At 31.0% G+C, this 14,251-nt stretch carries 11 protein-coding genes; 7 read left to right on the forward strand and 4 right to left on the reverse strand.

The genetic code is table 11. From position 1 onward, the window contains the following. Positions 1–155: 155 nt before the first annotated feature. Positions 156–1,046 carry a GGDEF domain-containing protein gene (locus BUB63_RS06840; protein WP_073248665.1) on the forward strand — a complete coding sequence of 297 codons (891 nt, stop codon included), beginning with the start codon at positions 156–158 and terminating at the stop codon, positions 1,044–1,046. Positions 1,047–1,059: 13 nt separating this feature from the next. On the opposite strand, the gene BUB63_RS06845 is transcribed toward BUB63_RS06840, so the two are convergent. Continuing rightward, positions 1,060–2,028 (reverse strand): permease, encoded by a 969-nt coding sequence (locus BUB63_RS06845; RefSeq protein WP_073248667.1) that lies wholly within the window; start codon positions 2,026–2,028, stop codon positions 1,060–1,062. Positions 2,029–2,594: 566 nt separating this feature from the next. On the opposite strand from BUB63_RS06845, the gene rbr reads away from it, so the two are divergent. The 5 genes from rbr to BUB63_RS06870 all read left to right on the forward strand — a co-directional run bounded on the left by rbr (position 2,595) and on the right by BUB63_RS06870 (position 8,123). Further along, positions 2,595–3,179, forward strand: coding sequence for a rubrerythrin (rbr, locus tag BUB63_RS06850; protein WP_027309207.1), 585 nt, complete (start codon positions 2,595–2,597; stop codon positions 3,177–3,179). Positions 3,180–3,323: 144 nt separating this feature from the next. After that, the gene (locus tag BUB63_RS06855) at positions 3,324–4,718 is read left to right on the forward strand and encodes an AAA family ATPase (RefSeq protein ID WP_073248669.1); all 1,395 of its coding nucleotides are present in this window, start codon (positions 3,324–3,326) and stop codon (positions 4,716–4,718) included. Positions 4,719–4,817: 99 nt separating this feature from the next. Next, positions 4,818–6,374 (forward strand): ABC-F family ATP-binding cassette domain-containing protein, encoded by a 1,557-nt coding sequence (locus tag BUB63_RS06860; protein WP_073248671.1) that lies wholly within the window; start codon positions 4,818–4,820, stop codon positions 6,372–6,374. Between the two features lie 181 nt (positions 6,375–6,555). Continuing rightward, a complete protein-coding gene (locus tag BUB63_RS06865; RefSeq protein WP_027309210.1) occupies positions 6,556–6,750 on the forward strand; it encodes a hypothetical protein in 195 nt (64 codons plus the stop codon). Positions 6,751–6,944: 194 nt separating this feature from the next. Further along, the gene (locus BUB63_RS06870; protein WP_073248673.1) at positions 6,945–8,123 is read left to right on the forward strand and encodes an L-lactate MFS transporter; all 1,179 of its coding nucleotides are present in this window, start codon (positions 6,945–6,947) and stop codon (positions 8,121–8,123) included. A 245-nt stretch (positions 8,124–8,368) separates the two neighbouring features. On the opposite strand, the gene BUB63_RS06875 is transcribed toward BUB63_RS06870, so the two are convergent. Next, positions 8,369–9,649 (reverse strand): alpha-amylase family glycosyl hydrolase, encoded by a 1,281-nt coding sequence (locus BUB63_RS06875; protein ID WP_073248675.1) that lies wholly within the window; start codon positions 9,647–9,649, stop codon positions 8,369–8,371. A gap of 18 nt (positions 9,650–9,667) precedes the next feature. After that, on the reverse strand, positions 9,668–10,783 hold the full coding sequence (locus BUB63_RS06880; RefSeq protein ID WP_073248677.1) for a DUF362 domain-containing protein: 1,116 nt from the start codon (positions 10,781–10,783) through the stop codon (positions 9,668–9,670). Positions 10,784–11,073: 290 nt separating this feature from the next. Here BUB63_RS06880 and BUB63_RS06885 point away from each other — a divergent pair, with 290 nt between their 5' ends. Further along, positions 11,074–12,393 carry an amino acid permease gene (locus tag BUB63_RS06885; RefSeq protein WP_073248679.1) on the forward strand — a complete coding sequence of 440 codons (1,320 nt, stop codon included), beginning with the start codon at positions 11,074–11,076 and terminating at the stop codon, positions 12,391–12,393. 51 nt (positions 12,394–12,444) lie between these two features. On the opposite strand, the gene BUB63_RS06890 is transcribed toward BUB63_RS06885, so the two are convergent. Further along, the gene (locus tag BUB63_RS06890; RefSeq protein WP_073248681.1) at positions 12,445–14,127 is read right to left on the reverse strand and encodes a hypothetical protein; all 1,683 of its coding nucleotides are present in this window, start codon (positions 14,125–14,127) and stop codon (positions 12,445–12,447) included. Positions 14,128–14,251 lie beyond the last annotated feature (124 nt).

Below are 14,251 nucleotides of genomic sequence, written 5' to 3' on the forward strand. Positions count from 1 at the left end.
TTTATTTCACTTTTTAAGTGAAATGCAGTTTAGTAAAAAATTAAGTTAATATGGGCTATAGAACTCTTTTAAATAAATTCCATGAATAATTCAGGTTTAAATATTCAAATTTTTATTGTATAATATTTATAATCAAATTTATTGGAGGGTATGGAATGGGAAAAGCTTTAGATTTAGAAAATCTTTTAGATAAGATAGAATTTTTTACTAACATATATGATGCAATAAGAATAATTGAGCCTATTAAAAAGAAGGTTTACTACTTTTTTTCTAAAGATAATGAATCCTTTGAGGAAGAAGGTTCCTGCTACGATTTTTGGAACCAAAATAAAATGTGCTCTAACTGTGTATCTATGCGAGCATATAATAAAGATGAAACATTTATTAAAATTGAGTATAATGGAGAAAAAATTTATATAATAACTGCCACCGCCATTGTTACAGATGCTGGAAAAGTCGTTGTGGAGTTTTTAAAGGATGCAACAGATACAAGTATCATTGAGGATATAGATGGCTTAAGCAGTACAGAAATCTATTCAAAAATAAATAGTCTCAATGAGCTTATAGTTAAAGATGCTCTAACTAATGTTTACAATAGGAGATTTATAGAGGACAGGCTCCCTGTTGATATCTTAAAATCAACCTCCGACAATCTTCCTATGTCAATCATTATGTGCGATATTGATTTCTTTAAAAAGGTAAATGACGCCTACGGTCATTTAGCAGGTGATGAAGTTTTAAAGCAATTTGCCTCTATTCTCCAACAAAGTATAAGAAAAAATGATTGGGTTGCAAGGTACGGTGGAGAGGAATTTTTAGTTGTATTAAATGGTGCTGATAAAGATAAAGCTGTTGAAATTGCTGAAAGAATAAGAAAAAAAGTAGAAGAGGCTGTTATTGAATATAATGACTTTAATATAAAAATAACCTCAAGTTTTGGAGTATATGAAGTTTCAGGAGAAAGTAACTACATAGATGTAATTGAAAAGGCTGATAAAAATCTTTATACTGCAAAAAATACAGGAAGAAATAAGGTTGTGGCATAGCCACAACCTTGTTTTATAGTATCATATTAAATAAATATCCTGTAAATACAATTCCTATACCAACTATAGCTATAAATATAGCAAGTAATTTTGGTTTTAAAACTCTTCTTAAAAGAATCATTTCTGGAACAGATAGTGCTGTTACTGCCATCATAAATGAAAGCGCTGTTCCCATTGCAACTCCTGCACGAGTTAATTCACTAACTAGTGGAATTACGCCTGCCGCATTTGAATATAGTGGAATACCAAACGCAACTCCTACAAATACTGCAAATGGATTATCTTTACCTGCATATTTTGCTAGTGCACCTGTAGGTATCCATCCATGCATGAAACCACCTATTGCTATACCTATTAATACATATAAATAAATCTTCTTTATTAAGTCTTTAGTAAATTCCCATGAATCTCTTAATCTTTCATTTAATGTTGGATTTGGTATTTCAACATCATCTGCGTTTACTTTTATTTCATATACATAGTCTTCAACATATTTTTCTAATCCAAGTTTTCCTATTATAATACCACTTACTATAGCAATAATCTCACCTGAAATTATATAAATAAGTGCTACCCTTAATCCAAAAAGACCATATAATAGTCCAAGTGCAACTTCATTTACCATTGGTGCTGCAATTAAATAAGAGAATGTAACTCCTAATGGAACTCCTGCTTCAACAAAACCTATAAATAATGGTACTGCAGAACATGAGCAAAATGGAGTAACAATTCCAAGTAATGCAGCAAGAATATGTCCTATGAATGTACTGCCCTTCTTTTCTGCAAGTATTTTTCTTGTCTTCTCTGGTGGGAAAAAGCTTCTGATAAATGTTATTGCATATATTATCATAAGAAGCAATATAAATATTTTTATTGTGTCAAACACAAAGAAGTTTAATGCGTCACCAAATTTAGACGCTTTAGATATTTTAAGCAGATCATATACAAACCAATCTGCAAATTTTTGCACCCAAGTAAACATATAATTACCTCCTTTTTATATATTAGCATTTTCTAATTTAATAATAAAACAAAAATACATTTTTGTCAATTGCTAATAAAAATATATTTATATTTTTTTATATGTTTTATTAGCATAAATTTAGGGGGATTAATCCCCTCCTTCTTAAAGCTTTTCAGCATTTCTATATATCTCCTCAATCTCCCTCTTGTTTACAAGTTTAGATATAATTACAGCTATTATTATTATCCCTGGTATATCAATAAGTAGCCTTGTTAGAGCAAACTTTGTTCCAAGTGATGATAATTCAAATTTGTTTTTTTCTTGTCATTTTTATACGAAATAAGTAATAGGACAATAGTAATTCCATATAAGCTATATGTCCACATTTCATCACATCCTTATTCTAAATGAATATTTGATTATTTAATTAAATTATAATATAGTTAATTCTCCTTTTCAATATTAAATTATAAATTTTTAAATTTTTTTATTCAGCTATTTATTTTCAATAAACAATTATATTCCACATTGAATTTGTTTGAAAATTATGATAAAATGTTTTAAAACTAATGGAGGTGGGGTTTATGAAATCTCTTAAAGGAACAAAAACCGCAGAAAATCTTATGAAGGCCTTTGCCGGAGAATCACAGGCAAGAAACAGATATACATACTATGCATCTGTTGCTAAAAAGGAAGGATATGTTCAAATATCAAACATATTTATGGAAACAGCAGAAAATGAAAAGGAACACGCTAAAAGATTTTTTAAATTCCTAAATACAAGCCTTGAAGGAGAAACCGTTGAAATAAATGCAGGCTATCCTGTTGGACTTTCTGATACAAAGGCAAATTTAAAGTATGCTGCAAATGGTGAAAATGAAGAATGGTCAGAACTTTATCCTGAGTTTGCAAGAGTTGCTGACGAAGAAGGCTTCCCAGAGGTTGCAACTGTTTTTAGAAAAATAGCCGAAGTTGAAAAGCACCACGAAGAAAGATATAGAAAGCTACTTTCCAATTTAGAAAATGGAGAAGTATTTAAGAAGTCTCAACCTGTTAAATGGAAATGCCTAAACTGTGGATATATACACGAAGGAGAAGAGGCACCAGATGCTTGTCCTGCTTGTGCACATCCACAAGGCTACTTTGAGGTTTTAGCAGATAATTTTTAAGGCAGAGGATAAATACTCTGCCTTTTACCTTATATATATTGATTTTTCTTTATTTATGTTATAAAATATTACTAACTCATAAGTTACTAACTCTAAAGTTAGTAACTTATGAGTTAGTAACTTATGAGTTAGTAGGTGGTATCTATGTTCATAGGTCGTGAATTTGAATTATCTACATTAGATAATCTATACAATGAAGATACTTTCCATTTTGTTGTAATGTATGGAAGACGTAGAGTTGGTAAGACTACTCTCTTAACTGAATTTTGCAAAAATAAACCATCTATATTTTTTGTTGCAGAAGAATATAATGATAAAATTGCTCTTGAATCATTTTCCGAAAAAATACTAACATATTTTGGTTTAAATGAAGTTATATCAAAATTTGACTCTTGGGAAAAAGCATTTTTATTCTTAGCTAAACAAGCTAAAGATAAAAGGCTGGTTTTAGTTATTGATGAATTCCCTTATATAGTTAATTCAAATAAAAGCATACCTTCCCTTCTTCAAAATTTAATAGATCACCACTTAAAAGACACTAAATTGTTCATAATTATTTGTGGTTCATCCATGAGTTTTATAGAAAAGGAAGTTTTAAGCCATAAAAGTCCTTTGTATGGAAGAAGAACTGCACAAATAATTGTGGAACCATTTGATTTTTTTGATAGCATAAAATTTTTCCCTAATTATAACTTTGAAGAACAAGTTTTAACATACGGTATATTAGATGGTATACCTCATTATCTATCTAATTTTAAAGACACCATACCTGTTCTTGAAAATGTAAAAAGAAAAATTTTAAATAAAACCTCCTATCTATATGAAGAACCTAAAATGCTATTAAAACAAGAAGTTAGAGAACCTGCTCTTTATAACTCTATTATCGAAGCAATTGCCAATGGTTCAAGTAAATTAAATGAAATATCTACTAAAATTGGAGTTGAGTCCGACAAATGCTCTAAGTATCTTTCAACTTTAATAGATTTAAGAATAATAGAAAAACTATCTCCAATCGAAATAAATGGTAGAAGCAGAAAAAGTATATATAGGATAAAAGATAATTTCTTTAAATTTTGGTTCAAATTTGTATTTGATAACAAAACTTTGATAGAACAAGATATGCTTGACATCGTTATTGAAGAAAAAATCAAACCTTATTTAAATGAATATTTAGGCCCAATATATGAAGAAATTTGCTTAAATTATTTAAGGACATTGAATAAGCAAAAGAAACTTCCATTTATATTTGAAAATATAGGAAAGTGGTGGGGCAATAACCCATCAAAGAAAAAAGAAGAAGAAATAGATATAGTTGCACTAAATAAAGACAATATTATATTTGGTGAATGTAAATGGAAAAATGAAAAGGTAGATATTAATATTTTAAATAGCCTTATAGAAAAAACAGCTATGTTTAATTTTGAAAAAAAATACTATTTACTATGCTCTAAGAGTGGTTTTACTGATAAAGTTATCCAGTATGCAAAGGACAATAAAAACTTAATATTAATTGAAGGTGTAAATCTATTAGAGTTTTAAGGAATTTTTATTTCCTTAAAACTCTTCTTTTTTTATTAACAAATCTATATTATAATATTGCTTGTTATGTGTGAAATTTAAAAGGAAAGGGAGCCAAAAATGAGTATTTTAACTGTTAAAAACTTAAGCCACGGTTTTGGAGACAGGGCAATATTTGAAGATGTATCATTTAGACTATTAAATGGCGAACACATTGGACTTATTGGTGCAAACGGAGAGGGAAAATCTACTTTTATGAATATTATTACAGGAAGATTAGAGCCTGATGAAGGTACTATTGAATGGGCAAAAAGAGCTCGTGTTGGATACCTTGACCAGCACACAGTTCTTCAAAAGGGACAAACTATTCGTGATGTATTAAAATCTGCCTTTAATTATCTATTTGAACTTGAAAGGGAATATAATGAGATATGTGAAAAACTTGCAGAAGTAAGTCCTGATGAAATGGAAAGTCTTCTTGAGGATATGGGAACTATTCAAGATATTTTAACCCATAACGACTTTTATATAATTGACGCAAAGGTTGAGGAAATTGCAAGGGGACTTGGACTTACTGATATTGGGCTTGATAGAGACGTTAATGATTTGAGTGGTGGACAAAGAACAAAGGTTTTACTTGCAAAACTTCTTCTTGAAAAGCCTGATATACTTCTGCTGGATGAGCCTACAAACTATCTTGATGAACAGCATATAGAGTGGCTAAAAAAATACCTTCAGGAATATGAAAATGCATTTATACTAATAAGCCACGATGTACCATTTTTAAATAGTGTTGTTAATCTTATATATCATATGGAAAACAAACAGCTAAATAGATATGTTGGAAACTACGACGATTTTGTTAGAGTATATGAGGCAAAAAAGCAGCAGCTTGAAGCTGCATATAAAAAGCAGCAGCAGGAAATAGCAGAACTTAAAGACTTCATAGCAAGAAACAAGGCAAGAGTTGCCACAAGAAATATGGCTATGTCAAGACAAAAGAAACTTGAAAAGATGGAGATAATAGAACTTGTCAAAGAAAAACCAAAACCTGAATTTAATTTTAAAGAGGCAAGAGCGTCTGGAAAAGTTCTATTTGAAACAAGGGATTTAGTAATAGGATACGATACTCCTCTTTCAAAGCCACTTAACCTTAGAATGGAAAGAGGGCAAAAGATAGCATTAGTTGGAGCAAACGGACTTGGTAAAACAACTCTTTTAAAAAGTATATTAGGTGAAATTAGGCCTTTATCTGGTGAAGTTCAACTTGGGGATTATCTATATATTGGATATTTTGAACAGGAGATAAAGGAAAACAACTATAATACTTGTATAAATGAGGTATGGAATGAGTTTCCTTCATTTACGCAATACGAAATAAGAGCTGCCCTTGCTAAATGTGGGCTTACAACAAAACAGATTGAAAGCAAGGTCTGTGTTCTAAGTGGAGGAGAACAGGCTAAGGTAAGGCTGTGTAAGCTAATAAATAAAGAAACAAACTTCTTAGTTTTAGACGAGCCAACAAACCACTTAGATGTTGATGCTAAAGAAGAACTTAAACGTGCACTTAAGGAATATAAGGGAAGTATACTTTTAATATGCCACGAACCAGAGTTTTATCGAGATATTGTGACTGATGTTTGGAACTGTGAAACTTGGACAACCAAGATAGTGTAACGAATTGTTTAATTATTGATATTATGGATTTAATTTTTATAAACTAAAGGCTGTGATTCCCACTGCCTTTTTACAATATTTTAAAAATACCATCATTCACCTATGTGGCACTATAAAACTTCTTTTCTTTATGACACATTTTTGCTATACTTAAATTAAAACTATTGGTAGTGGTGATATTATGATACAAAATATATCAAATACTTTTAATGCAAGTAGCTGTATGATGGCAAACATAATTAAATCAAATTCACCCGAATTAAAGCAGGTTGGAAGTATATTTTATCTTCAGCCTCAAGGAATACAATTTGTAGGTGTTACAGCCTATATTACTGAATATGTGAATATAGGTAGTAATGTTAATGCACTGGCTTAACTGATATTTAGTTTAATATTAATAAATAGTATATAAACTCCATTAATTACATAAATAATTAATGGAGTTATTTTATTCTTCAATTCTTAACATAAAACCTCATCCATAAAACAAATACTTGCTTTATTAGGCTGGACATATTAAATATTTTTGTTATTATATCTATATAAATTCTTATGTAAAGGAAGGTGTCTATGAAAAACAAAATTCGTTGGCTATATGTTATTTTAGGAATACTTATATTTATATGCCTTGGTACTGTTTATTCTTGGAGTATTTTTAGAAAACCCTTAGAGAAGGCTTTAGGCTTAAACTCAACCCAAAGCAGTCTACCTTTTATGACTTTTTTGGCGTTTTATGCCTTCCTAATGCCTTTAGGTGGAAAGCTTATTTCTAAATATTCACCTAAAATTGTTTTAATTATAGGTAGCCTACTTGTTGGCCTTGGTTGGCTTGGTTCAGCCTATAGCAAAAATATATTTATGCTCACAGTTACATATGGAGTTATAGCAGGAAGTGGTGTTGGAATTGCATATGGTGTTCCAATAGGAGTTGTCTCAAAATGGTTCCCTGATAAAAAGGGACTATCACTTGGTATTCTTTTGTCCGGTTTTGGAATGTCACCCTTTGTTACTGCCCCAATTGCCAAAAAGCTAATAGATATATATGGTGTATTTACAACCTTCAAGATATTGGGAATTATATTCTTAATAATATTGATAATTTTATCACTACCATTTAAATTCCCCAATGAAAATATAAACATTAATTCTGAAGGCTTTTATTCCTTATCTCCTAAGGAAATGCTAAAAAACTATAGATTTTATATTTTATGGATATGTTTTGCAATAGCAACTTTTGTGGGACTTATGATAATTGGTATTACTGGACCTATGGGGGAAGATGTAGTGGGTATTCCATCAACCACTATGGCCCTCTATGTTTCATTATTTTCTATTTTTAATGGTATAGGTAGACCATTATTTGGATATTTATCAGATAAACTTGGTGCTTCCAAAGTTATATTACTATCCTATACACTCATTTTCTTTGCTTCACTTTCAATACTATTTTTTAATAAAGGAAGCATATTGTTATTTGTCTTATCCTTTATAATATTTTGGATGAATTTTGGCGGATGGCTATCCATAGCACCAACTTTAACTTCTAAGTTTTTTGGTCCTAAATATTATAGTGAAAACTACGGAATTGTGTTTACTGCCTATGGAATCGGTGCTATACTTGGAAACTTAACCTCTGGACTTGCTAAAGACTTGTTTGGAAGTTATAGATTTGTATCATACCCAATACTAATTTTAATAATAATAGGAATAATTTTATCAAGATTTATAAACAAAACATCTAATGCATAACTTTCGTAATTAAATAAGCAAGTGGTATAACTCCCATACCACTTGCTTAATATTTTTTTGCAATAAATTTTTAAAAAAATTACTTCATATGGAAAATGTCACATTTCACTTGGGTGGGAGACCTCCGAAAAAATCAAATTATTTTTAAAAACATACTATATATAGTTGCGCATATTATCTTTTATTCACTATATATAGTGGTGACAATTTTTAAGGTATCATTTTTTCGGAGCTCTTGGTGGCACTCATATGATTATTGCCCTATCCTTTAGTTCCACTTTACCGTCCTTAACAACAACATCTTCTCCATCAATAAGATTTTTATATATACCATCTTCTAAATCAACCTTTACAAATCCCTTATTTAGCTCAACGTTGAATATACCAACTAATTTTTCATCTCCCATTTTATATGATGCAACTATAACATTGTTAACATCACAATCTATTTGGTAAAATCCCTTTGCCATAATCTCCTTCTTTTTTATATTAGCAAGAGCCTTCATATATTCAACAAATTCTTGCTTCATACCACTCCAGTTTACCTTATCTATATCAAATAGGCTTGGGGTATTATCATCCTGTGCCTCTTGTCCTGCATAGATTAAGGTTGCACCCTTTTGAAAGTATAAAAATGCTGTCCATATCTTAAGCTTTGTCTCATCTGGTATTAACTTCTTTGCTCTTGGCTGATCGTGATTCTCTAAAAATCTAAGCTTTACATAGTTGTTTGGATATATAGCCTCCTGAAGCTTTACCCTATTTATGTAATCCCTTAAGGTGTTTTCACCCTTAAAATATCCTACATATACATCATTTACATCGTAGTCATAACATATATCAAAGGCTTGATAAACTTCACTATCTGAAAGCCCAACAAATCCATTCTCCCTCATTGCCAAAATAAAACTTAAATGAACACTCTCTGCAAGCCATATTACATCCTCTTTAACCTTTGCTACCTCTTCCCTTGCCTTTAGCCAAAACTCAAGTGGGATAAGTGGTGCAACGTCACATCTAAATCCATCTACACCTAAACTTGCCCAGTATTTTAATGTTTCTATTTGATAGTCCCAAAGTTCTCTATTGTTATAGTCTAAATCAACAATATCTGTCCAGTCTCCTACCTTATTTCCCATTTTTCCATCCCTTTTTCTATAGAAAAACTCAGGATGGTTTTCTACAAGGTATGAATCCGGTGATGTGTGATTGTAAACAACATCTATCATAACCTTCATACCTAATCTGTGTATCTTGTCTACTAATCTTTTAAAGTCCTCAAGCGTTCCATATTCAGGGTTTATAGCCCTATAATCCTTAATTGCGTATGGGCAGCCCAAACTTCCCTTTTTGTTTTTAACCCCAATTGGATGAATAGGCATAAACCAAATTATATCTGTTCCTAAGGATTTTATCCTTTCTAAATCCTCTTCCACATCCTTAAAAGTTCCATTTTTACCGTGATTTCTTACATATACAGAATAAATAATCTTATTTCTTAAAGTTATGTCAGTAGTCTTTGCCATAACAGTTCCCCCTAAAACTCACACTTTAATTAGTTCGTACTCCATACTACCTATTCCTATATTTTGTGCGTGCTCAAGACATACTCTCCAATCTGTTTTTCCGTGAATTGCTGTAAACTTATCTTCAATATGGCAGTCGCAATCGTTATGGTCGTGAATTGCAGATCCTGTAATTGCTGGTGCACTATTTACCATATCAACACAAGCCTTATCAAGTGCAACAGGGTCAAAGGATGCTGCTATACCTATGTTGGGAACAATAGGCATATCGTTATTAGACCAGCAGTCACAGTTTGGGGAAACATCCATAATGAAGTTTATATGAAAATGTGGTTTATCCTTTATAACTGCCATTGTGTATTCTGCTATCTTTTCACTTGCAATAGATGCTGCCTCATCCCAGTTAACCTGTGCAGCGTTAAATTGACAAACTGCAATACACTGTCCACATCCAACACACTTATCATAATCTATAACTGCCACCTTGTTTTCATTTAAGAAAATTGCATCGTGGGCACAGCTCTTTATACACATTCTACATCCTACACAGTTTTTCTCTGCTATTTTAGGTTTTGATGATGAGTGCATAAATAGCTTGCCGCCTCTTGAACCTGAACCCATACCTAAATTCTTAAGTGCACCACCAAAGCCTGTCATCTCGTGACCTTTAAAGTGATTCATTGAAATTATAATATCTGCATCTGCAATGGCTGAACCAATTTTTGCAGCCTTTGTATGCTTTAAGTTAACTTCAACTTCTCTATACTCTGTTCCCTTAAGCCCATCTGCAATTATAACTTGGCAGCCAACTGTTAGTGGATTAAACCCATTTTCATAGGCAGCATCTAAATGATCAAGGGCATTATGTCTTCTTCCTGTGTATAGGGTATTTGCATCTGTCAAAAATGGCTTTCCACCAAGCCCCTTTATTATCTTAACTATCTTTGCTGCATAGTTTGGTCTTATGTATGCAAGGTTTCCTGGTTCTCCAAAGTGTATCTTTATAGCTACATATTTTTCCTTAAAATCTATATTTTCTATTCCAGCAGCTTTTACAAGCTTTTCAAGCTTGTCAAGCATATTAAATCCTGGTCTTGTTCTTAAGTCTGTAAAATAAACCTTTGACTTCTCCATAGTTTCCCTCCTCAAACATTAATTTCTTAAATTATTATAACACATTTGTTTATATTAAAATATTTAAATACAACTAAATATTGTATGAATTTAATTGGGCAAATTTTATTACAATAGATATTTTTATCTATAATTATACTTTTTATGTTATATTACCAAATTATTTTCTATAATTTCTATATATTTCATTGCATAATTATAATTTTTTTTATTGACTTTTTCTCTAATTATTCGTATAGTTTTATTTGTGCTTTTTTAAAACAAAAATACAAATAAAAGAGGTGGAGTTAGTGGAAAAGGAACTAAAAAGAGAATTAGGACTACTTCCTGCAACTGCTATAGTTGTTGGAAATATGATAGGTTCAGGTATATTTATGGCACCACAGGGGCTTGCAGCAGCATCTAACCCAAAAGCATCAATATTTGCTTGGATTATAACTGCACTTGGTTCTATGCTACTTGCATTAAGTTTTGCAAACCTTGGAGTTAAAATGCCAAAAACAGGTGGACCTATAGTTTATACAAGAGAGGCGTTTGGAGAATTCCCTGCCTTCCTTATTGCTTGGACCTACTGGATAGGTTCTTGGGTTGGAAATGCAGCAATTATTACTGCATTTATGAATTATCTATCCTATTTCTTCCCCGTATTTAGCCAAAGTAAACCATTAGCGTTTTTAACTTCATCACTGATACTTTGGACTTTAACCTATATAAACTATAGGGGAGTTAAAGAAGCAGGAATAGTAAGTATGATTACAACAGTGCTAAAGATTTTGCCTCTAATAGTATTTGCAATAATTGCACTAACTCACTTTAATATATCATACTTCAACACTGTTTCTTCAAAGGAAGTTTCTGGTATTTCAACACTTCCTGCTGCAATTGCAATAACTCTTTGGTCCTTTGTTGGACTTGAAAGTGCAACAATCCCAGCAGGAGAAATAAAGAATCCTGAAAGAAATATTAAACTTAGCACAATTTATGGAACGCTTATAACTGTTGCAATATATCTTGCTATATCAATACTTGCAATAGGGGCTATGCCTCAAGATATGCTTGCAAATTCAAATGCACCGCTTGCTGATATTATAAACTATGCGACAGGGCAAAAGTGGGGTGGAACACTTATTGCCTTAGGTGCTGTTATATCAACTTTAGGTGCAACTTCAGGTTGGATTTTAATCACTGCAAGAAGTTCCTTTGCAGCGGCAGAGGACAAGATGTTCCCAAAGGTGTTTGCAAAGGTTCATTCAAAGTATAATACTCCTTCTGCATCACTTATAATAAGTGGTATAGCTGCAAACATTCTGCTTGTTATGAACTATGTATCAAGCTTAACTTCAGCCTTTAACTTTATGCTACTTCTTGCAACACTTTCATTCCTACCTGCATACTCATTTACAGCAGCAGCAGAGATACTGCTTCTTAAAAATAAGGATAAAAACTTTAACTTAATAAACTTCATAAAGAGCTCCTTTATATCAATCCTTGCCTTTGCATATTCGATATATGCTATCTACGGAACAGGTGCAGAGGTTGTTATGTATGGATTTATACTAATGCTTATTGGAATTCCTTTTTATGTATATCAGAAGATACAAAATAGATAAAGCGAAGCACTTAGGATTTTATCCTAAGTGCTCGCTTTTATATTATATATTTCATACTTTATGTTCAGTTGATACCTTACCCTTGTAAATCTTCCTTCTTTTAAATTTAAAGGCCTTGAAGTAGTAAAAGACTGTTGTGCCAATTAATGCAAAGATAAAAACAAAGTAAATATATGTATAAATCTTAACTAAATCTATATTTGATACATCTCTACACTGGCTATATATAAACCCGTGAGCTACACCAAAAACGATAGCTATCATTACATATTTTATAGCCGATAAACATCCATTTCCTGAACTTTCCACAGTTTTAACATCAACAGTAAAGGGCATTTTAATCTCCATATCGTTTACATAAATTAAACACATAAATATCATCATTATTATAGCAACAATGTATTCTAAAATACCTATATGCTTAAAAATAATTGAAAATATCAATAATGCTAATATAAATATAGGCATTATAAAGTTTATAAATACAGCCTTTATAGCTCCCTTTACAATAGGTTCTACATCTTCTATTGGTAAAACTTCGTATATGTATGCTGCCTTAAAGTTACTTGTGTATGCAATAAATTGAGGTTGTGTTGATAAAAATACAATAATACCATATACTGCAAAAAACCACGAAACTATATCTTGTTCTTTCCCACTTAAAACATCCCTTATCAATGGTGCTACAAATATAAAAGCAGTTGAAAGTCCTGTAATCATCTTCTGTTTTAGCATCCTATCTCTTTTAAACATAGCCTTTGAAAATATGTAGGAGCTCTTTTCTACAGGGTCTTTTATTATTAAATCTACCAACTTTCCCTTTTTGATTACAGACTGGCTCTTATTTCCCATATCAAATTTATATAGATTTTTTTCAAGTTCAACTAATAGATATTTCTGTGTTATTATAAAAAACAAAATAGTTGCTAAGCTACCTAATATAAAAGCAATTAAACGTTTTATATTAAATTCTCCTAATAGCAGATTAAATATTCCTGAATACCAGGTGGATGGTAGAATAAATATTGCCTTTGAATTTTGTAGAACATTGGAAGAACGTTGTATTATATCTGCACCAAATTGATAGAAAAGAATACTTCCTAATAGAAAGGTTATTTGAAAATAATTTACTATATCCTTTAGTTTTTCACCGTCATAATGTTTAAGTATCAATGAGTATATCAATATAGTTAGTGAAAGTGAAAACATAAGAATTAAAGGGGTTACTATGAGCATACCAATTATGTATTTATAATCAAAGATATAAGTTCCAATTGAAGTTGGTAATATTATAGTCATAACCAAAATTGAGATTAGATATATAGTTACATATGTACCTCTGACCGAAGATAAAGTATTCATATCTATAGGCATTGCACCTAATATGTTTTTATCGGATGTACTTAGTATTACTGTACTAAAATCGTGTACAAGACTTAAAAATATAAGAATCATTATAACTGCAATTGAAAGGTTAGAAACTAATTCAATACTATGTAATGTAAAGGCTATCGATGGGGCTAAACCAAATAAAATAACCCCAAGTATAAAGGATATTATTTGAGATTTTTTGCTTTCACCCTCCACCTTGTAGTCTTTATATAGAGAAGTTCTTGCACGCCTATCATTTTTAAATTTAATCTCTAATATTCTATAAAGCGTTTCAAAATCCACCTTTAAATAATTGAATATAAATTTAAATTTTCCAAGTAGTTTAAGCAGTAAAAATTCCATCTAAATCTCCTCTCCTTATTTATACAATAATATTTAATATTACCATAAAATACTATATAAATAAATAAGAAGAAGGTAAAATTTTATATATGCTTATCAATAAAGGTCGCCCAAATTTATGGGC

The sequence above is a fragment of the Caloramator proteoclasticus DSM 10124 genome (assembly GCF_900129265.1).
Classification (GTDB): Bacteria; Bacillota; Clostridia; order Clostridiales; family Caloramatoraceae; genus Thermobrachium; species Thermobrachium proteoclasticum.

Bases quoted from the DNA above. Each gene is read 5' to 3' on its own strand.
- BUB63_RS06840 (WP_073248665.1), top strand. From the start codon at position 156: ATGGGAAAAGCTTTAGATTTAGAAAATCTTTTAGATAAGATAGAATTT.
- BUB63_RS06845 (WP_073248667.1), bottom strand. From the start codon at position 2,028: ATGTTTACTTGGGTGCAAAAATTTGCAGATTGGTTTGTATATGATCTG.
- rbr (WP_027309207.1), top strand. From the start codon at position 2,595: ATGAAATCTCTTAAAGGAACAAAAACCGCAGAAAATCTTATGAAGGCC.
- BUB63_RS06855 (WP_073248669.1), top strand. From the start codon at position 3,324: ATGTTCATAGGTCGTGAATTTGAATTATCTACATTAGATAATCTATAC.
- BUB63_RS06860 (WP_073248671.1), top strand. From the start codon at position 4,818: ATGAGTATTTTAACTGTTAAAAACTTAAGCCACGGTTTTGGAGACAGG.
- BUB63_RS06865 (WP_027309210.1), top strand. From the start codon at position 6,556: ATGATACAAAATATATCAAATACTTTTAATGCAAGTAGCTGTATGATG.
- BUB63_RS06870 (WP_073248673.1), top strand. From the start codon at position 6,945: ATGAAAAACAAAATTCGTTGGCTATATGTTATTTTAGGAATACTTATA.
- BUB63_RS06875 (WP_073248675.1), bottom strand. From the start codon at position 9,649: ATGGCAAAGACTACTGACATAACTTTAAGAAATAAGATTATTTATTCT.
- BUB63_RS06880 (WP_073248677.1), bottom strand. From the start codon at position 10,783: ATGGAGAAGTCAAAGGTTTATTTTACAGACTTAAGAACAAGACCAGGA.
- BUB63_RS06890 (WP_073248681.1), bottom strand. From the start codon at position 14,127: ATGGAATTTTTACTGCTTAAACTACTTGGAAAATTTAAATTTATATTC.